The sequence below is a fragment of the Spirillospora sp. NPDC052269 genome (assembly GCF_040679435.1).
Taxonomy (GTDB): domain Bacteria; phylum Actinomycetota; class Actinomycetes; order Streptosporangiales; family Streptosporangiaceae; genus Spirillospora.
In genome coordinates this window covers 92662-110660 of the sequence record NZ_JBFAUU010000002.1, presented here as the reverse complement: position 1 = coordinate 110660, position 17999 = coordinate 92662, and the positions used below count along the sequence as shown (strand labels likewise).

Annotated in this window: 16 protein-coding genes; 8 read left to right on the top strand and 8 right to left on the bottom strand. The window is 71.5% G+C overall.

Features of this window, described 5'->3' with window-relative positions:
- The first annotated feature begins 38 nt into the window (after positions 1-38).
- Both treY and treZ read left to right on the top strand, forming a co-directional pair.
- Positions 39-2324, top strand: coding sequence for a malto-oligosyltrehalose synthase (gene treY / locus AB0L06_RS03890; protein WP_500229400.1), 2286 nt, complete (start codon positions 39-41; stop codon positions 2322-2324).
- Positions 2321-4078: a malto-oligosyltrehalose trehalohydrolase gene (gene treZ, locus AB0L06_RS03885; RefSeq protein WP_500229399.1), complete on the top strand. Its 1758-nt coding sequence runs from the start codon at positions 2321-2323 to the stop codon at positions 4076-4078. Before treY ends, treZ begins: the two co-directional genes overlap by 4 nt.
- On the opposite strand, the gene AB0L06_RS03880 is transcribed toward treZ, so the two are convergent.
- Positions 4017-4472, bottom strand: coding sequence for a hypothetical protein (locus AB0L06_RS03880; RefSeq protein ID WP_500229398.1), 456 nt, complete (start codon positions 4470-4472; stop codon positions 4017-4019). The genes treZ and AB0L06_RS03880 overlap by 62 nt on opposite strands.
- Positions 4473-4595: 123 nt before the next feature.
- On the opposite strand from AB0L06_RS03880, the gene AB0L06_RS03875 reads away from it, so the two are divergent.
- Both AB0L06_RS03875 and AB0L06_RS03870 read left to right on the top strand, forming a co-directional pair.
- On the top strand, positions 4596-5267 hold the full coding sequence (locus AB0L06_RS03875) for a response regulator transcription factor (RefSeq protein ID WP_019629095.1): 672 nt from the start codon (positions 4596-4598) through the stop codon (positions 5265-5267).
- A gap of 911 nt (positions 5268-6178) precedes the next feature.
- A complete protein-coding gene (locus tag AB0L06_RS03870; protein ID WP_500229397.1) occupies positions 6179-7456 on the top strand; it encodes a sensor histidine kinase in 1278 nt (425 codons plus the stop codon).
- Between the two features lie 286 nt (positions 7457-7742).
- On the opposite strand, the gene AB0L06_RS03865 is transcribed toward AB0L06_RS03870, so the two are convergent.
- Positions 7743-8309: a GtrA family protein gene (locus tag AB0L06_RS03865; protein WP_500229396.1), complete on the bottom strand. Its 567-nt coding sequence runs from the start codon at positions 8307-8309 to the stop codon at positions 7743-7745.
- 297 nt (positions 8310-8606) lie between these two features.
- Here AB0L06_RS03865 and AB0L06_RS03860 point away from each other — a divergent pair, with 297 nt between their 5' ends.
- The gene (locus AB0L06_RS03860; protein WP_500229395.1) at positions 8607-9812 is read left to right on the top strand and encodes a 5-(carboxyamino)imidazole ribonucleotide synthase; all 1206 of its coding nucleotides are present in this window, start codon (positions 8607-8609) and stop codon (positions 9810-9812) included.
- A complete protein-coding gene (purE, locus tag AB0L06_RS03855; protein WP_500229394.1) occupies positions 9809-10303 on the top strand; it encodes a 5-(carboxyamino)imidazole ribonucleotide mutase in 495 nt (164 codons plus the stop codon). The genes AB0L06_RS03860 and purE overlap by 4 nt, the downstream gene beginning before the upstream one ends.
- A 46-nt stretch (positions 10304-10349) precedes the next feature.
- Here the strand turns inward: purE and AB0L06_RS03850 are convergent, their stop codons facing one another.
- A complete protein-coding gene (locus AB0L06_RS03850; RefSeq protein WP_500229393.1) occupies positions 10350-11222 on the bottom strand; it encodes an NAD(P)-dependent oxidoreductase in 873 nt (290 codons plus the stop codon).
- A gap of 96 nt (positions 11223-11318) precedes the next feature.
- Here AB0L06_RS03850 and AB0L06_RS03845 point away from each other — a divergent pair, with 96 nt between their 5' ends.
- Positions 11319-11675, top strand: a complete 357-nt coding sequence (locus AB0L06_RS03845; RefSeq protein WP_500229392.1) for a winged helix-turn-helix transcriptional regulator — start codon at positions 11319-11321, stop codon at positions 11673-11675.
- Here the strand turns inward: AB0L06_RS03845 and AB0L06_RS03840 are convergent.
- Both AB0L06_RS03840 and AB0L06_RS03835 read right to left on the bottom strand, forming a co-directional pair.
- Complete coding sequence (locus AB0L06_RS03840; RefSeq protein ID WP_500229391.1) at positions 11672-12838, bottom strand: DUF1444 domain-containing protein; 1167 nt, start codon at positions 12836-12838, stop codon at positions 11672-11674. The genes AB0L06_RS03845 and AB0L06_RS03840 overlap by 4 nt on opposite strands.
- Before the next feature lie 74 nt (positions 12839-12912).
- Complete coding sequence (locus AB0L06_RS03835) at positions 12913-13326, bottom strand: CoA-binding protein (protein ID WP_500229390.1); 414 nt, start codon at positions 13324-13326, stop codon at positions 12913-12915.
- 154 nt (positions 13327-13480) lie between these two features.
- Here AB0L06_RS03835 and AB0L06_RS03830 point away from each other — a divergent pair, with 154 nt between their 5' ends.
- Positions 13481-14614: a hypothetical protein gene (locus AB0L06_RS03830; RefSeq protein ID WP_500229389.1), complete on the top strand. Its 1134-nt coding sequence runs from the start codon at positions 13481-13483 to the stop codon at positions 14612-14614.
- Between the two features lie 24 nt (positions 14615-14638).
- On the opposite strand, the gene AB0L06_RS03825 is transcribed toward AB0L06_RS03830, so the two are convergent.
- The 3 genes from AB0L06_RS03825 to AB0L06_RS03815 form a co-directional block, all read right to left on the bottom strand.
- Entirely contained in the window at positions 14639-15715 is a 1077-nt protein-coding gene (locus AB0L06_RS03825; protein WP_500229388.1) for an IS110 family RNA-guided transposase, read from the bottom strand.
- Positions 15716-15945: 230 nt separating this feature from the next.
- Positions 15946-16521 carry a Uma2 family endonuclease gene (locus AB0L06_RS03820; protein ID WP_500229387.1) on the bottom strand — a complete coding sequence of 192 codons (576 nt, stop codon included), beginning with the start codon at positions 16519-16521 and terminating at the stop codon, positions 15946-15948.
- Between the two features lie 144 nt (positions 16522-16665).
- Entirely contained in the window at positions 16666-17940 is a 1275-nt protein-coding gene (locus AB0L06_RS03815; protein WP_500229863.1) for a UDP-glucose dehydrogenase family protein, read from the bottom strand.
- Positions 17941-17999: the final 59 nt, after the last annotated feature.

Sequence of the window (17999 nt, the reverse complement as noted above, 5' to 3'; positions counted from 1 at the left end):
CGGGAAAGGCTCCCTCCCAGCGACGGGAGGGATGGCCGGTGGCGCACGGACGGTCCGGTGAGGTCAGGCTCCAGAGCGGGCGTCCGGACGCGCCGTCCGGGACGTACCGCCTCCAGCTCCGCCCGCCCCACTTCGGCTTCGCCGAGGCGGCGGCCCTCGCGCCCTACCTCAAGGACCTCGGCGTCTCCCACGTCTACCTGTCGCCGGTGCTCCAGGCCGCGCCCGGCTCCACGCACGGCTACGACGTCGCCGATCATGGCCGGATCTCCGCCGAACTCGGCGGCGAGGACGCGTTCGCCGCGATGGTCGGCCGTTTCCGCTCCCGGGGGCTGCGGGTGCTGCTGGACATCGTCCCGAACCACATGGCGTTCCACGGACCGGCCGTCGAGTCCGTCCTTGCGGACGGCCCGAAATCCCCGTACGCGCACTGGTTCGACGTGGACTGGGACGCGGGCGGCGGACGGCTCGTCCCGCCCGGCGAGGGCGAACCCAACTACCGCCGCTTCTTCGACATCTCCGGCCTGATCGCCCTCCGCCAGGAGGATCCGGACGTGTTCGACGCCACGCACGCGCTGGTCGTCCGGCTCGTCCGGGACGGCCTGGTGGACGGCCTCCGCGTCGACCACCCCGACGGCCTCACCGACCCCCGCGCCTACCTCCGCCGCCTCTCCGACCGCATCGGCTCCGACCGCATCGGTTCGGACCGCATCGGCTCGGGCCGCATCGGCTCAGGCCGCATCGGCTCGGACGGGCACGGCCGCCGCTGGACTCTGGTCGAGAAGATCACCGCGCCCGGTGAGGAACTGCCCGCCGGATGGGTCTGCGCGGGCACCACCGGCTACGACGCGCTCGGCATGGTCGGCGGCCTGTTTCTGGACCCGGCCGGGGAAAAGCCCCTGACCGAAATCCACGCCCGCTTCACCGGACGGCCGTCCGCCTTCCCCCGGATCGAGCGCGAGTCCCGCCGGTACGTGGCCGAGAACACCCTGCGCCCGGAGATCGACCGGCTGCACCGCGTCCTCGTCAGGAAGCGTCCGGCCGACGACCCGGACGCCCTGCGCGAGGCGCTCCTCGAACTGCTCGTGGAGATCAAGGTCTACCGCGCGTACGTCGTGCCCGGCGCCGGGCCGTCCGACCAGGCGCTTCGCGTGCTGGACGAGGCGTCGAGGCGCTGCGGCGCGCCGCTCGTCCCGGTCGTCGTCCGCGAGGCCCTCTACGGCGACCAGGAGTTCGTCGTCCGGTTCCAGCAGGTCAGCGCGCCGCTGGCGGCGAAGGGCGGCGAGGACACCGCGTTCTACCGCTGGTCGCGCCTGTCCGCGCTGAACGAGGTCGGCGGCGACCCCGCCCGCTTCGCCGTCCCGCCCGCCGAGTTCCATGCGTTCTGCGGGCGCGTCGCCGCCGACTGGCCGCTGACCATGACGACCCTGTCGACGCACGACACCAAGCGCCAGGAGGACGTCCGGGCGCGGCTGGCCGTCCTCGCCGAGATCCCGGACGCCTGGGAGGCCACCGTCAGGGCCTGGCACGCGACGGCGCCCTCCCCGCTGGAGCCGGACCTCGAGTACCTGATGTGGCAGACGCTCGTCGGCGCCTGGCCGATCACCGAGGAGCGGATGCGCGGCTTCCTGATCAAGGCCATGCGTGAGGCCAAGACCGCCACCAACTGGACGGATCCGGACGAGGCGTACGAACAACAGGTTCTCGACCACCTCCACGCCGTCCTGAACTCCGGTATCGCGGACGAGATCCCCCGATTCGTCGCCCGCCTGGAGCCCCGGACCCGCGTGAACGTGCTGGGCCAGAAGATCGTCCAGCTGACCATGCCCGGCGTCCCCGATGTCTACCAGGGCTGTGAGCTGGTCGGACGTGCCCTGGTAGACCCCGACAACCGCCGTCCGGTCGACTACGGACGTCGCCGTGCCCGCCTCGCCCGCCTCGACGGCAACGGCGCCCCCGGCGGCCTCGACGACGAGAAACTGCTGGTCACAGCACGGTCGCTGCGCCTCCGCCGCGACCATCCGGACTGGTTCGCCCCACCCAGCCCGCACAAGCCGCTCACCGCCGTCGGACCCGCCGCCGATCACGTCGTCGCCTTCCGCCGCGGACGCGCCCTGACCGTCGCCACCCGCCTGCCCGCCACCCTGGAACGCCGCGGCGGCTGGGCGTCCACGCTGCTGGACGCGGGCGACGACGGCGACGACGGCAACGACGGCCTCTGGCGCGACGTCCTCACCGGCTATGTTCACCAGGGCCCGCTGCTCGACCTGGCCGCCATCCTGGACCGCCTGCCCGTCGCCCTCCTCGTCCCCGAGGGGCAGGCATGACCCGTTTCTCCGTCTGGTCCCCGTCCGCCCGGAAGGTCTCCGTCGCCGTCCTGACGCCCGACCTGCCCCGCGTCGAGCCGCTGACCCCCACCCCGGACGGCTGGTGGACGGCCGACATCCCCCACGCCGCCCATGGCACCGACTACGGCTTCCTCCTGGACGATCGCGACGACGTGCTCCCCGACCCCCGCTCCAGCTGGCAGCCGCGCGGCGTCCACGCCCCCAGCCGCGTCTACGACCACTCGCGTTTCCGCTGGTCGGACGCCGCATGGCGAGGCCGTCCACTCCCCGGATCCGTTCTGTACGAACTCCACATCGGCACGTTCACCCCAGAGGGCACGCTGGACGCCGCCACCGCGCGCCTCGACCACCTCGTCGACCTGGGCGTGGACGTCGTGGAGCTGATGCCGGTCGCCGCGTTCTCCGGCGACCGCGGCTGGGGCTACGACGGCGTGTGCCTGTGGGCCGTCCACGAGTCCTACGGAGGCCCGGACGCCCTGAAACGCTTCGTCGACACCGCGCACGCACGAGGACTCGCCGTCGTCCTGGACGTCGTCTACAACCACCTCGGACCGTCCGGAAACCACCTCAAGGACTTCGGCCCGTACTTCACCGACGCCTACGGCACCCCCTGGGGCGACGCGGTCAATTTCGACCGCGCCGGCTCAGACGGTGTTCGAGCGTTCATGGTCGAGAACGCCCTCATGTGGCTGCGCGACTTCCACCTGGACGGCCTGCGCCTGGACGCCGTCCACGCCATCCGCGACCAGCGGGCCGTCCACATTCTGGAGGAGCTGTCGGCCGCCGTGGACGCCCTGGCCGCCCGCCTCGGTCGCGGGCCGTTCCTGGTCGCCGAGTCCGACCTGAACGACCCGCGATCGATCACCCCGCGCGAGGCGGGCGGCCATGGGCTCACCGCCCAGTGGGACGACGACGTGCACCACGCGCTGCACGCCCTCCTCACCGGCGAACGCCAGGCGTACTACGTCGACTTCGGCTCCACCCGGACCCTCGCCAAGGCTCTGACCAGCGCATTCGTCCATGACGGGAGCTATTCGACCCACCGCGGCCGCAGCCACGGCCGCCCGGTCGACCGCGTCCGCACCCCGGCCCACCGCTTCGTCGTCTCCCTCCAGAACCACGACCAGATCGGCAACCGCGCCACCGGCGACCGCCTCTCGTCCCCCTGCGGTCGAGGACTCCCACTCGAACGGCTCAAGATCGGCGCGGCGCTGCTCCTGCTCGGACCGTTCACGCCGATGCTGTTCATGGGCGAGGAGTGGGGCGCGTCCACACCCTGGTGCTACTTCACCGACCACCGCGAACCGGACCTCGCCCGGGCCGTCAGCGAGGGCCGCCGCCGTGAGTTCGCGGACCACGGCTGGGACGGCGAGGTTCCCGATCCACAGGCTGTGGATACTTTCCTGCGCTCCGTCCTCGACTGGACGGAACCGGACAAGGGGCGCCATCGCGACCTGCTGGACTGGTACCGCGCGCTGATCGCCCTCCGCCGCGCGCATCCCGAGTTCACCGACCCCGACCTGACCCGCGTCCACGTCGAGACGGGCGACACCTGGCTGATCATGCGCCGGGGCCGCTTCCGCGTCGCCGCGAACCTGGGCGAGGACACCCTCGTCCTCGGCCCGGCCGAACTCCTGCTCACGTCCGGAAAGCGCACGGACGATCGAACGGTCAGCGTCGCCGGGACCGGTGTCGCGGTCGTGGCCGACGGTGGCGTTCGAGAGCAGAGGTGACGGGCGGGACGTCGAGGCGGCGATGGCGTTCCGACCAGAGCGCCCATACGGACAGAAGTGCCAGGAGTGCGCTCAGAACCGGGAGCAGACGCGCCCAGCGTCCCCATTCGCCGATGTCGCCTTCCGCCAATGGCATGCCCCAGGTCATGGCATAGGTGACTCCGAGCACATTCGCCACCCCTTCGGTAAGGGCGTACCACCACATCCGACTTCGGGTATCCGCAAGGAATCCGGCGGACCCGCCGAGGGACATCAGCATGGCAAGGATCAGGCAAACACCGACATATGACGCATGCTCGAAACCAACGGGCACCAGCAGGAACTGGATGGAGCCGAGCAGCACGAACAGCACGGCGCCGACCGGCCGCGCGACGGCCGGTTCGAGGGGCGGCACGTGCGTATACCTCCGGGGACGGGAAGATTGTCTGCATTCGAGGATGTACTACGAGTGGCAAACCGCAGGTCAAGAGCGCGGCGGTAGCCAGGAAACGTTCATGAATGGCCATACGATCGGTTCATGACCTCAGTACTGCTCGCCGAGGACGACACGTCCATCTCCGAGCCTCTCGCCCGCGCGCTGCGGCGCGAGGGGTACACCGTCGAAGTCAGCCCGGACGGCCCGCAGGCCCTGGAGCGGGCCCTCGGCGGAGGCGTCGACCTGATCGTGCTGGACCTCGGCCTGCCCGAGCTGGACGGCCTGGAGGTCGCGCGCCGGGTCCGCGCTGAGGGCCACGGTGTGCCGATCCTGATCCTGACCGCCCGTGCCGACGAGGTGGACACCGTCGTCGGTCTGGACGCCGGGGCCGACGACTACGTGACCAAGCCCTTCCGGCTCGCCGAACTCCTCGCGCGAGTCCGGGCGCTGCTGCGCCGCGGCAGCACCGAGACGCCCATCGTCCAGGGCGTCCGGATCGACGCCGAGTCCCGCCGCGCCTGGATGGGCGACCAGGAGCTCCAGCTCACCACCAAGGAGTTCGACCTGCTGCGCGTCCTCGTGCGGGACGCCGGGAAGGTCGTCACCCGGGAACAGATCATGCGCGAGGTGTGGGACACCAACTGGTGGGGTTCCACGAAGACCCTCGACATGCACATCTCCTGGCTACGCCGCAAGCTCGGCGACGACGCCGGCAGCCCCCGCTACATCACCACCGTGCGGGGCGTCGGCTTCCGGTTCGAACGCGGCGACTGACCGGCCCGCCGATCGGCGCCCGCACCAGCGGAGCCGATCGGCGGCCGCCCGGCGTCCGCGGACGCCGAGCACTCCGTGCGAGCCGGGCAGCCGTCCGCACGCCGGACGGAGCCCGCGTCCACCCACTGATCAGAATCCGGCGAACCGGCCGCCTCCGACCGCGCCACCTCCAATGGCCCCGGTCACCGGCCACGCCCAGCACCCACAGCCCGCGACCACACCCAGCGGCCGCACCCGGCGGCCACTTTCAGCAGCCACCTCTAGGGGCCGCACCCAGCGGCCACGTCCGGCGGCCACGTCTACAGGCCGCACCCAGCGGCCACGTCCAAGAGCCACGTCCGGCGGCCACGCCTAGGGGTCACAGCCAGCGGCCACGTTCAGCGGTCACTCCTAGGGGCGCAGCCAGCGGACGTGTCCAGGGGGCGCACCCGGCGGCTACGTCCAGGGGGCGCGTCGGCGGTCTCATTTCCACACGAACAACGTCCAGAGACAGAACAAGCCCGCTGAGCGACCCGCGCGCGCGGTGTGAGCCACCGCACCGGCCGCGCGGGTGCGAGCCAGGTGATTTGGGTGGAGCGCATACGCTGCGTGAAGAGCGCGGGGCGCATCCGCCGTCCTCGTGTGTCCCCTGGGGCGCACGGGGTTTCCATGTCACGCCGGCCCGTCACGCCAGACCGGCACGCGTGTCCGCTCGCCGCCCGCGCGACCCGCTCACGCGTGCCCGACACGCCGCCTTCAGGGGCGTGCGGGCTCCGTCCGTGTGGTGTGCGGACGCCGTTCGCGCACCACCGTCCGCATCGCCCGGGGGAACGGGGGTCGTCCCCTCCGGTGACGTGGATCTCGTCCAACCCGACCGGGGGCCGGGCCGTCCCGAGCGGTTCCGGCGCACCGCCTCTCCCCGAGGAGGCCCGATGAGGCGCCGACTGCTCCTGTCGACGCTCGCCGTGGCGATCGTCGCGATTCTGCTTCTCGGCATACCCCTCGCCTACGCCACGAACAAGCTGATCTACGAGGAGGCCCGGCAGTCGCTCGAACGCGAGGCGTCGTCCATCGTCGGCGGCGTCGGCTTCAGCCTGGAGTCCCGCCAGCCCATCACCCGTGACAAGATCGCTCAGGAGTACCCCGGCCGGTACATCGTGATCACCCTGCCGGACAACCGGACCATCGCCGCGGGCACGCCGCCGCGTCACCCGGCCGGCCAGCTCACCGCGACCGCGACCGTGTCCGGCGTGCACGTCCAGGTGTCCCAGCCCGCCCAGCAGGTCCGGGACGAGGCCCTCCGGCAGATGCTGCTGATCGGCAGCCTGGCCGCGCTCGGCGTCGCGGTGACCGTCGGCCTGGCGATGTTCCAGGCCCGCAAGCTCACCCTTCCCCTGGTCGACCTCGCCGAGACCGCCGACCGGCTCGGCACCGGGAACGCCCGTCCGCGCCGCCGCCGGTACGGGATCCCCGAGGTGGACCGGGTCGCCGAGGTGCTCGACAACAGCGCCGTCCGGATCGCCGACCTGCTGGCCGCCAGCCGCGAGTTCGCCTCGGACGCCAGCCACCAGCTGCGCACTCCGCTGACCGCGCTGACCATGCGGCTGGAGGAGATGATCGAGGCCGCGGAGTACCCCGACGTCGTCCGGGAGGAGGGCGCGGCGGCCATCGCGCAGGCCGAGCGCCTGGTCGCGGTGGTCGAGCAGCTGCTCGCCCGCGCCCGGCACGACCGGACGGGCGGGGCGGTCGCCGCGCCGATCGACCAGATCATCGAGCAGCAGGTCGAGGAGTGGCGGCCGATCTTCCGCCGGGACGGCCGGGACATCCGGATCGTCGGCGAGCAGGGCCTGGTCGGCATGACCACGCCCGAGGGACTCTCCCAGATCGTCGCGACCCTGCTGGACAACTCCCTGGTGCACGGCGACGGCGTCGTCACGATCAACACCAAGCAGGGCGCCGCCTCGGTCGTCGTCGAGATCGGCGACCAGGGCGCGGGCATCCCGGCGGACCTGGAGCCCCGCATCTTCGAGCGGAGCGTCAGTGGCGGCCACGGCACCGGCCTCGGCCTCTACCTGGCCCGTTCCCTGGCGGCGGTGGACGGCGGGCGGCTCGAGCTGATCCAGCCCCGTCCGGCCACCTTCGGCATCTTCCTGCGCCAGGCGTCCGAGGCGCGCCTGGCCGAGGAACGCGTGGTCATCGGCCCCGTCTGACCCCGGACCGGGCGCCCGGAAAGCGGGCCCGACGGGCCCCGGGCCCCGGGCCCCGCGTCGTGCGAGACCTCAGCGGGCGCGGGGCCGCTGATCGGCCAAGTGCGCGGCTCACGGAGTGCGGGACCTCACGGAGCGCGGGACCTCACGGGGCGCGGGACCTGCTGATGGCGTGGCTCACCGATCGGCCGAGTGCGCGGCGCACTCAGCGTGCGGCTCAGTGGTTCGGGACCTGAGCGGTGCGGGGCTCGCTGATCGGCTGAGTGCGGGACTCGGCGGGTGGTGGGACTCAGTGGCGGGTGAACTCCGCCAGGCCCTCCGGCTGCGCGCGGGACTGCTCGAGCGGCGGCGTGTGGTCGGCGGTGCCCTGGGCGTGGGCGGCGGACGGGTCCGGGAGGCCCGTGGTCGGGGTGACCGGCGGGGCGTCCTCCGGCAGGAAGACCCACTTCTTGTAGGCCCAGAAGCGGAACAGGGTCGCCACCGCGGTGCCGATGACCAGGGACGCGTTGTAGGCGATCCAGCCGCGCTGGTCGAGGGCGAACTTGGTGAACCCCTGGATGAGCCAGGTGATCAGCAGGCCGACGCCGTTGAGGACGAAGAAGGTGACGTACTCGCGTCCCATGCCGCTCTGCTCGCGGTGCCGGAACGTCCAGTAGCGGTTGGCGATGTAGGAGAAGGTCGCGGCGATCACCGTGCCGACGCCCGTGGAGGTCAGCTCGCCCACGCCCAGGCCGACGTGGAGCACGTTGCCGACGCCCGTGGTGATCACGAACGCGAGGGCGCCGATGCTGCCGAACTTCGCGAGCTCGTGCACGATGTGCGCGAACCGTCGGTAGAGACTGGCGACAAAGCTCACGTAGTGGACCCGTCCTTCCGGACCTCGGCTACAGGCGGTGCGGTCGGCGGCGACTGGGCGCTGGCTCCATGACTCCGGCCGGTGCGCGAACCGTCGAGGCATATCGAGGATAGACGCAAGCGGCGTCTGAGGCGTCAGAACATGAACGTTTCAACGTACCCGTCCAATCCACATGTATGCCCCGTGCTTGCCGGGTTCCACCGGGTTGGACGTACGGATTGCCCAAAGAGTTCGCATATGTCGATTCCGGTCCCGGTCCGAGTGCTCGCGGTGGCCGCGCCCTATACCCTTCTCTGCGTGAGAGACGCAGCTCAGAGCGGTGCCGCGGGCCGCACCCCCGTGGTCGGCATGGCCGGAGGCGGGCAGCTCGCCCGGATGACCCAGCAGGCCGCGATCGCGCTCGGCGTGTCGTTGCGGGTCCTGGCCGGTTCGGCGGACGACTCGGCGGCCCGGGTGACGCCCGGAACGGCCGTCGGGGACGACCGGTCCGAGGCCGACCTGCTGGACTTCGCCGCGGGCTGCGACGTCCTCACCTTCGACCACGAGCACGTCCCCGGCCCGCACATCGCGGCCGTCGAGGCGTCCGGGGTGCCGTGCCGTCCGGGCGCGGACGCCCTCCGGCACGCGCAGGACAAGCTGGTCATGCGGGAGCGGCTGAGCGATCTCGGCGCGCCCTGCCCGGCGTTCGCCGCGATCACCGGCGAGGCGGCCCTCAAGCGGTTCGCGGGCGACCACGGCCTGCCGCTCGTCCTGAAGGCGACCCGCGGCGGCTACGACGGCAAGGGCGTCTGGGTGATCAAGGACCTGGACGACCCCGCGGTCGCCGAGCTGCTGGGGCAGGACGTCCCGCTGATGGCCGAGGAGATGGTCTCCTTCCGGCGCGAGATCGCCGCGCTGGTCGCGCGTTCGCCCTACGGGCAGGGCGCCGCGTACCCGGTGGTCGAGACCGTCCAGGAGGACGGGATCTGCGTCGAGGTGATCGCGCCCGCGCCCGGCCTGTCCGCCGACCGCGCCGAGGAGGCGCAGCGCCTCGCGCTGGACATCGCCGAGAAGCTGGGCGTGACCGGGCTGCTCGCGGTCGAGCTGTTCGAGACCGAGGACGGCCTGCTGGTCAACGAGCTGGCGATGCGTCCGCACAACTCCGGCCACTGGACGATCGACGGAGCCCGCACCTCCCAGTTCGAGCAGCACCTGCGCGCCGTCCTGGACCTGCCGCTCGGTGCCACCGAGCCCAACGCCCGCTGGACGGTCATGGCGAACGTCCTCGGCGGCGACGACCCGGACCTGTACTCCCGCTACTTCCACGTGATGGCGCACGACCCGGGCGTCAAGGTCCACTTCTACGGCAAGCACGTCCGGCCGGGACGCAAGATCGGGCATGTGACCGTCCTCGGTGACGACCTGGCCGACCTGCGGGAACGCGCCCGTCACGCCGCCGACTTCCTACGCTGGGGGCCCGCCATGGGCCCCGCGACGACGACCGCTGAGGAGATCGCCGAATGAGCAACCCCGTCGTCGGCGTCGTGATGGGCAGCGACTCCGACTGGCCCGTCATGAGGCTCGCCGCCGAGGCACTGGACGAGTTCGGCATCCCGTTCGAGGCGGACGTGGTGTCCGCGCACCGGATGCCGCACGAGATGATCGCCTACGGCGCGGACGCGGCGTCCCGCGGCCTGAAGGTGATCATCGCCGGGGCGGGCGGCGCGGCCCACCTGCCCGGCATGCTGGCGTCGGTCACGCCGCTGCCGGTGATCGGCGTCCCGGTGCCGCTGAAGTACCTGGACGGCATGGACTCGCTGCTGTCGATCGTCCAGATGCCCGCGGGCGTCCCGGTGGCGACCGTCGCCGTCGGCGCGGCCCGCAACGCGGGGCTCCTGGCCGCCCGCATCCTCGCCGCGAACGACGAGGGCCTGCGGGCGAGGATGGAGTCGTTCCAGCAGGAGCTCAAGGCTCAGGCGCAGGCCAAGGGCGCCCGCCTCCGCGAATCCCTCTGACGCCAAGCCACCGGCGCCTGCGGACTCCGCGGGCGCCGGCCGCCGATCAGCGCTTCAGGAGGTCGATCACGCCGGTGGTGCCCTCGTCGGGGTGGCCGTCCGCGAGGCGGCGTTCCATCAGCGTCATGAACGGGGCGATGAGCTCGGCGCTGACGCCCTGGTCCTCGGCCGTCCGCAGCAGCGTCTCGTTGGCCTGCACCATCATCGCCAGGTTGGACGTCACGCCGAGCGTGTAGTCGCCGCTCTCGAGGTGCGCGGCGACGCCGTGCGCGTACCCGGTCATGCCGGTCAGGAACTCGACCAGCAGCGGTGCGAACTCCGTCGGAGGGACGCCGGTGTCGCGCATGAGGGCGAACGCGTGCGAGACACCGGCGAACATTCCGGTCATCGCGCTCAGCAGCGCCACGTCGTGCAGGGAGGCCGAGCCGGGGTCCTCGCCCACGTACCGCGTCCCCGCCGGGACGGCCAGCGCCTCGGCGTGCTCCTCGAACAGCGCGCCGGAGCCGCTGTAGAACACGTACGCGCCGGACTCCGGGACGCCGATCATCGGCGGGACGGCCATGATCCCGCCGTCCAGGTAGCGGGCGCCCCGCCCGATGGCCCACGTGGCGCGTCCCCGGGCCTGCTCGGGGGTGCCGGTGGTGATGTTGACCAGGTCCCTTCCCTTGAGGTCGGCGTCCGCGAGGGCCTCCTCGACGGACGCGTCGTCCAGCAGGCAGGCGACGACGAGCGGGCTCGCGGCGACGGCCTCGGCGGCGGACGCCGCGACCTTCGCGCCCTCGGCGGCGAGCGGCTCGGTGCGGCTCGCGGTGCGGTTCCAGACGGTGAGCTCGTGTCCGGCGGCGAGCCACGCGCGGGCGATGGCCGTCCCCATCGCGCCGAGGCCCAGCAGAGTGATCTTCTTGGTGTCGTTGCTCATGCCGTCCAGCGTGGCCGTTGGTTCGTGGTGCGAACAGTACGCACTTCAAGGTGCGTGGTTACCCTGGCGTTAGTGACCAGATAGGGGGGTGGCGGGATGCGGGTACTGCGGCGGCCGGGGGCCTTTCACTGCGGGGTGGACGCGGCGATGGACGTCGTCGGCGGCAAGTGGAAGGTGTCCATCCTGTGGGCGCTGGGCGAGCGCGTGCACCGCTTCGGCGAGCTGCGCCGCGCGCTGCCGGGCGTGACCGAGAAGGTGCTGGCCGCGCAGCTGCGCGAACTCGTCGAGGACGGCATCGTGCACCGCGAGGTCCTGGACGAGGTGCCGCCGCGCGTCGAGTACTCCCTGACCCCGCGCGGCGCCGCCCTCAACGCGGCCCTGGCCCCCTTGGGCGACTGGGGGAGCGAGCACGTCCTCGGCCGGCGGCCGGAGCCGGCGGTTAGCGGAGGTTAGCGGCGGCGGAAGAGGCCGCGCCGCTTGTTGGTCGAGGGCTTGGCCTCGCCGCCCGCCAGCACGAGGGCGGCGGTCGCCCGCAGGAAGTCGCCCGGATCGGTGGACATGTCCGTCAGGTGCAGGTGATGGCCCTCGGACGTCCACTCGCCGAGGATCGCGCCGGGCTCGTGCGTGATCGGGTCGACCGCGTACTCGAGGGTGAAGAAGCGCGTGGACGCCGAGCCGGACGGCCGGACCATCGCCGCGAAGTACGCCTCGGCCGCCGCGACCGGCTCGGGCAGCGTGACCAGCATCAGCCGGTCGCCGTTCAACTCGATCAGGTTTCCGCGCAGGCCGTCGGATGGCAGGCGCTCGCCGGCGGGCAGGTCCTCGCCGACGTCCCGCCAGGTCTTCGCCAGCATGTCGGTGACGTCCCCGGCCGGGGTGGTGTCGATGAGCGTCGGTCCGTACTCCTCCGACACCTGCCGCAGCACCGTGTGGACGAAGTGGTAGTGATGCCTGCGGTAGCCGACCGGATCGTCCACGGGCTCGGGGATGTCGCCGAGCATCGCGCGGAACCCGTCCGGGAAGTCGAAGGTCAGCGACCGTCCGTTGATCTCGGTGAGCTGCGCGGTCTCGCCGCCGTGCCACCAGTAGACGTGCGGGCTGAGCCGCGTCTCGGACGCGCCGAACAGCGCGGCGGTGTCCTCGGCCATCGCGGCGAGCGCGGTCAGGACCGTCCCGCCGCTGATCGGGTGCAGCAGGATGTGGAACTTGTCCGGAATGCTGAACAGCGCGCCGTCGTCCGGGATCGGCTGGCCGGTCAGCTGCCGCGCCACGTCGTCCAGCACCAGGACGCGGCTCGCGGTGAACGCGTTGGGCCCGGTCAGGACGTGATACGTGCCGCCCTTGTCGGCGTGGACGACCTCGTGCTTGCCGACCGGCATCGCCCTCAGGTTGCGGAACGCGAGTTCGAGCTGCTCCTCGGGCCCGCCGAGAGCGTTCAGGGACGCCTCGTCCAGCCCCTCGTCACCGTCCACCGCGATGACCATGTGCAGGCCTGGCAGCACCTCGGGGACGCTCTCGGGCGGGTCGTACAGCTCCTCGGCCGGGAGCAGAAGCCCGTAGAGCCTGCCGCGCAGCCCGTCCTCCGCCATCCCGGCCCCGCCTTCCGTCGCCTCCACCGGTGATCAGTATGCGCCCATTATCTGGCTGATCACTCGGGTTTCTCCCGACGGGACGGGGCCGTCCGCGAGGGTCAGCGGCGCAGCGCCCACTCGACGCCGGGGCAACGGTTCATGACCACGTCGAGCCCGGCCTCCTTGGCCCGGCGCGCGGCGTCCTCGTCGACCACGTCCAGCGGCATCCACACCGCCTTCGCGCCGGCAGCGATCGCCTCGTCCACGACCGCCCCGGCCTGCTCGGCGCGCCGGTAGATCCCGACCACGTCGATCTCACCCGGCACCTCGGCGAGCGACGCGTACCCGGGCTCCCCGAGCACCTCCTCGGCCGCCGGATGCACCGGCACGATCCGCTTGCCGCGCCCCTGCAGCAACCGGGCCTGGCTGTACGCGTCCCGCTCCGGGTTGTCCCCGAGTCCCACGAACACCCACGTCCGCGAGTCGTGCAACAGCCTCTTGATCACCTGCTGGTCAGCGAACTCCGCACTCATGCCACCCACAACCCCGCCCGGCCCTCCGCACTTCCCGCACGGCCCCACCGATTCCGCCGGATATGGCCTTTGGCGGCGCCCCATTTATAAACAAACACCAGCGTCTTTCAGGTGTACGGTCGCGGGAGAGGGGACCTCTCGGGGAAGGCGTGCGATGTATCGCAGACTCCTGGTCACCGTTGTGGCGGTGCTGGCGTTCAGGGTGGGGCAGAACGTGCCGTTGCCGGGTGTCCGGGCGCGGGAGGCCCGGATGGCCGCGGACGCTTGGGCGCGGCATGGCGATCTGCATCGGCTGGTCGATCTGCTCTCCGGGGGAGCGCTGCTGCGGCTCACGGTCCTGGGTCTCGGCGTGTGGCCGGTGGCCGCCGGATTCCTGGGGATCTCGCTGCTGTCGGCGCTCGTCCCGCGGCTCGCCGAGCTTCGGCGGGCCGGACGACCCGGGCGCGAGAGGCTGGCGCGCCATGCGGTCGTTCTGGGACTCGTCCTGGCGTTCGCCGCCTCGTGCTTCGTCGCGGCCAAGGCCGGGCATCTGCGCGACCGGAGCGGGCTGACCCTGGTCGCGCTGGCCTGCTGCCTGACGGCGGGCGCGGCGCTGACCCTGCTGCTCATGGAGTGGATCACCGAGCGCGGGCTGGGCGACGGTTTCACGGTTCTGCTGCTCACTCAGGTGTCCGCGGATCTGCCCCGGCAGCTTCACCACCTGGGCTGGACGCACGCGGTGACCGCGGTGGTGTGCGCTCTGGTCGCGCTCGCCGTCCTGGTCCCGCTTCGCCGGACGGCGCGGATGGTGCCCGTCCAGCACGCCAGGCAGCGTGGCGTCCTGAAAACGAAACACACGTACGTGCCGGTCAGAGTCGTGCCGTCCACGTTCGTCCCGATGCTCGCCGCCGGGGTCGCTCTGCTGGGCCTGCGTGCGTGGACGGGCCTCAGTGCGCCCTGGTACCTCGCGGTGGTGTTCGGCGTCGCGCTCGTGTTCGCCGTCCTGGCCGCGCCGACGGGCTTCAGCCCCGAGCGGACGGCCACAGAGTTGGCCCGCGCGAGGACGTTCGTGCCGGGCATTCGTCCGGGCCGTCCGACCCAGGAGTTCTTCGCCTACCTCAGCTCGCGCGTCACGCTGGTGGGGACGCTGGCCGTGCCCGTGCTGACGCTCCTGGTCATCGCGCCCGCGCCGTCCGCCGGGGCGCTCATGCTGATCGTCCTGATCGTCGCGCTACGGACTTTCGAGCAGGCACTCCTCGAGGTCCGCACCGCGACCGCCCACGTCAACGCCCCGCTGTCCGGACGCTGAGCAGCGAGGATGCTCCTATGGATGTCAAGCGGCGAGTTCAAGGTCGTTTGATGTTGTGATGAGTTGGTAGAGCTCGCGGGCGATGTAGCGTTTGAGGCAGCGGATGATCTCTTTCTTGGAGAGGCCGTCTTTGGTGCGTCGTTCGGCGTAGGCGCGGGTGCGTGGGTCCCAGCGCAGGCGGCAGAGGACGACGCGGTAGAGGGCTGCGTTGGCTTGCCGGTCGCCGCCGCGATTGAGGCGGTGCCGGTTGGTCTTGCCGGATGATGCGGGGATCGGGGCAGCGCCGCAGAGCATGGCGAACGCGGACTCCGACCGCAGCCGGTCGTGGTTTTGGCCGGCGGTGACCAGCAGCTGGCCGGCGACGTCGGTGCCGACTCCGTTGGCGGCGACCAGGCGGGGGTTGATCGCCGCGACCAAGGGCTTCAGGAGCTGGTCCAGGTCGGTGATCTCTTCGCTGAGCCGCTGGTGGCGGCGGGCCAGTGAACGCAGGGCGATCTTGGTGGCGGTGGTCGGTGACGCGGCGTCGGTCCGGTCGGGCCGCAGGCTCGCGCAGCGGGCGATCAGTTTCTTGGTGGCCAGCCCGCGCAGGTGTTCACGCAGGTCGTCGGGTGCGGTGATGATCAGTGCCTTGATCTGGCGTTGGGTGTCGGCGCGCTGATCGACCGCGGAACGACGTGCCGTCCGCAGATTGCGGAGCGCTTCGATGTGGCCGTCGCGTCGTTTGGGGACGCCGGTCCGGGCTCCGGCCAGCGCGGTCCTGGCGGCCTGGACGGCGTCGATCGGGTCGGACTTGCCCTGGAACCGGCGGGTCTTGCGGTCGGGGCGGTCGACCTCCACGACGTGGACGCCTTCGTCGCGCAGGAGGCGGGCCAGTCCCGCGCCGTAGGCGCCGGTGCCCTCGACCCCGACCTGCCCCAGCCGCCCGAACGCCCGCATCCAGGCCAGCAAAGCGGCGTATCCGGCCGGGTCGGCGGGGAACTGCTCGGTGCCCAGCACCCGCCCCACCTGGTCGACCACCGCGGCGGTGTGGGTGTCTCGATGAGTGTCGACACCACCAGCGACCTCGCTGATCGCGGTGTTCTCAGGTGTAATGGAGGGCATCGTCGTCCTGTCGTCCTTGACCGAGGGGCAGGGCGGCACGCACCAGCCGAGCGGACGGACAAGACAGTGATGGGGCCTCTGGCCAGGCTCCTATAAGGTCACCCCGCCACGTCCGGTGACGTGCACACGAGCACCTCCCGACCAGGGCCGACAGATCCCATTGAAGACCCAAAGTCAGTCAGCCGATGGGTCAGACCCCGGGCGGGAGGTGCTCATCTACATCATCACTGTCAGCCGGCGACCCGGGCAGGTGAGAAGGAGACGCTCATCGGCTCGTCCAGCTTGGCGATCTCGTCGCCCTTGATGTGCAGTACCTGCTTGTACTCACGGCCCGCGAGCCGGTAGGCGGTCAGCGCCGGGACGTCCTTCAGGTTGATGATCCAGTAATGCTCGACGCCGGCCAACGCATAGTCGCGCACCTTGGTGAAGTGGACGGTGTTGCGGCTACCGCTCTCGGGGTGCTGAACCTCGATCGCCAGCAGGACGTCCAGACCGATGATCGCCCTGCGGTCCTCCTGTCGGGCCTCCTTCACCGCCTCGACGTCGACGACCGCGAGGTCGGGCTTGTAGATCGACCCGTCCGGCATCTGGACGTCATAGGGGCTGCGCAGGACGAATCCGTCCGGCACCACGGGCGCGAGGATCGCCCGGAGATCCTCCACGGCCTCGTCGTGAACGACGCTGGGGCTCAAGGGGATCAGCCAGCCGTGGATGAGTTCGTACCCTTTGCCCTCATCGGGCAGTCTGTCCAGGTCAGCGATGGTGTTCGGTCCACGGTCGTAACCGTAATCATGCGCGGCGCTCATGAAGGTCCCTTTCGCCTGACCCGCTGGGCGGAGCGGCTGCACCTCACCACCGGTGCATATGCACAGCCTCCCATGCTGGGAAGTCGGATGAGGGCAGCGCTCCGCCAAATCGCCACTAGCTCATCGCTAGTGGCGATCCCCTCGTCAGGGGCGGCCGAGGGCCCGGTAGTTCCAGCCGGCGGCGCGCCAGTGGTCGGGGTCGAGGGCGTTGCGGCCGTCGACGATGTTCTTCTCGGCGACGACCTCGCCCAGGGCGTGCGGGTCCATCTCGCGGAACTCCGCCCACTCGGTGAGCAGCAGGACGACGTGGGCGCCGCGGGCGGCGTCCAGCGCGGACGGGCCGAAGTCCAGCGTGGGCTGGGCGCGGCGGGCGTTCGGCATGGCCTGCGGATCGTAGACGGTGACGCGCGCGCCTTGACCGCGGATGGACGCGGCGACGTCCAGGGCGGGGGAGTCGCGGACGTCGTCGGAGTTCGGCTTGAACGCCGCGCCGAGGACGCCGACCGTCCGGCCGATGAAGGAGCCGCCGAGCAGCTCGCGGGCCAGGTCCACCATGCGGATCCGGCGGCGGATGTTGATCTCGTCGACCTCGCGCAGGAACGTGAGCGCCTGGTCGGCGCCCAGCTCGCCGGCGCGGGCCATGAAGGCGCGGATGTCCTTGGGCAGGCAGCCGCCGCCGAAGCCGAGGCCCGGGCCGAGGAACTTGCCGCCGATGCGGTCGTCGTGGGACAGCGCCTCGGAGAGTTTGGTCACGTCGGCGTGGGACGCCTCGCAGACCTCGGCCATCGCGTTGATGAACGAGATCTTGGTCGCGAGGAACGCGTTCGCGGCGACCTTGACCAGCTCGGACGTCGGGTAGTCGGCGACGATGAACGGGGTGCCCTCGGAGATCATCGAGGCGTAGACCTCGCGCAGCGTCTTCTCCGCCAGCGTCGCGGCCTCGGCGTCGGACGGCAGCCCGACCACGATCCGGTCCGGGTGCAGGGTGTCCTTGACGGCGAAGCCCTCGCGCAGGAACTCGGGGTTCCAGGCGAGCGAGGCGTCCCGGCCGACGGGCGCGGTGCCCGCCAGCCGCCGGGCGAGTCGCGCGGCCGTCCCCACCGGGACGGTCGATTTGCCTACTACCAGGCATGGACGATCGAGGTGTGGCGCGAGCGCGTCGATGGCGGCGTCCACATAGGCCAGGTCGGCCGCGTACTCACCCTGCTTCTGCGGGGTGCCGACGCAGATGAAGTGGACGTCCCCGAACTCGGCCGCCTCCTCGAACGACGTCGTGAAGCGCAGCCGTCCGGATTCCAGGTTGCGCCGCAGGACGGGCTCCAGCCCCGGTTCGTAGAAGGGCAGGTCCCCGGCGGCGAGCCGGGCGATCTTCTCCCGGTCCACGTCCAGCCCGAGCACCTCGAATCCGAGGTCGGCCATACAGGCCGCGTGCGTCGCGCCCAGGTAGCCCGTCCCGATCACGGTCAGGCGGTGCGTCA

Excerpts from the sequence above, each read along its gene's own strand:
- purE (WP_500229394.1), top strand. The coding sequence starts at position 9,809 with ATGAGCAACCCCGTCGTCGGCGTCGTGATGGGCAGCGACTCCGACTGG.
- AB0L06_RS03870 (WP_500229397.1), top strand. The coding sequence starts at position 6,179 with ATGAGGCGCCGACTGCTCCTGTCGACGCTCGCCGTGGCGATCGTCGCG.
- AB0L06_RS03825 (WP_500229388.1), bottom strand. The coding sequence starts at position 15,715 with ATGCCCTCCATTACACCTGAGAACACCGCGATCAGCGAGGTCGCTGGT.
- treZ (WP_500229399.1), top strand. The coding sequence starts at position 2,321 with ATGACCCGTTTCTCCGTCTGGTCCCCGTCCGCCCGGAAGGTCTCCGTC.
- AB0L06_RS03835 (WP_500229390.1), bottom strand. The coding sequence starts at position 13,326 with ATGAGTGCGGAGTTCGCTGACCAGCAGGTGATCAAGAGGCTGTTGCAC.
- AB0L06_RS03830 (WP_500229389.1), top strand. The coding sequence starts at position 13,481 with ATGTATCGCAGACTCCTGGTCACCGTTGTGGCGGTGCTGGCGTTCAGG.
- AB0L06_RS03815 (WP_500229863.1), bottom strand. The coding sequence starts at position 17,940 with ATGGCCGACCTCGGATTCGAGGTGCTCGGGCTGGACGTGGACCGGGAG.
- AB0L06_RS03875 (WP_019629095.1), top strand. The coding sequence starts at position 4,596 with ATGACCTCAGTACTGCTCGCCGAGGACGACACGTCCATCTCCGAGCCT.
- AB0L06_RS03820 (WP_500229387.1), bottom strand. The coding sequence starts at position 16,521 with ATGAGCGCCGCGCATGATTACGGTTACGACCGTGGACCGAACACCATC.
- AB0L06_RS03845 (WP_500229392.1), top strand. The coding sequence starts at position 11,319 with ATGCGGGTACTGCGGCGGCCGGGGGCCTTTCACTGCGGGGTGGACGCG.
- AB0L06_RS03850 (WP_500229393.1), bottom strand. The coding sequence starts at position 11,222 with ATGAGCAACGACACCAAGAAGATCACTCTGCTGGGCCTCGGCGCGATG.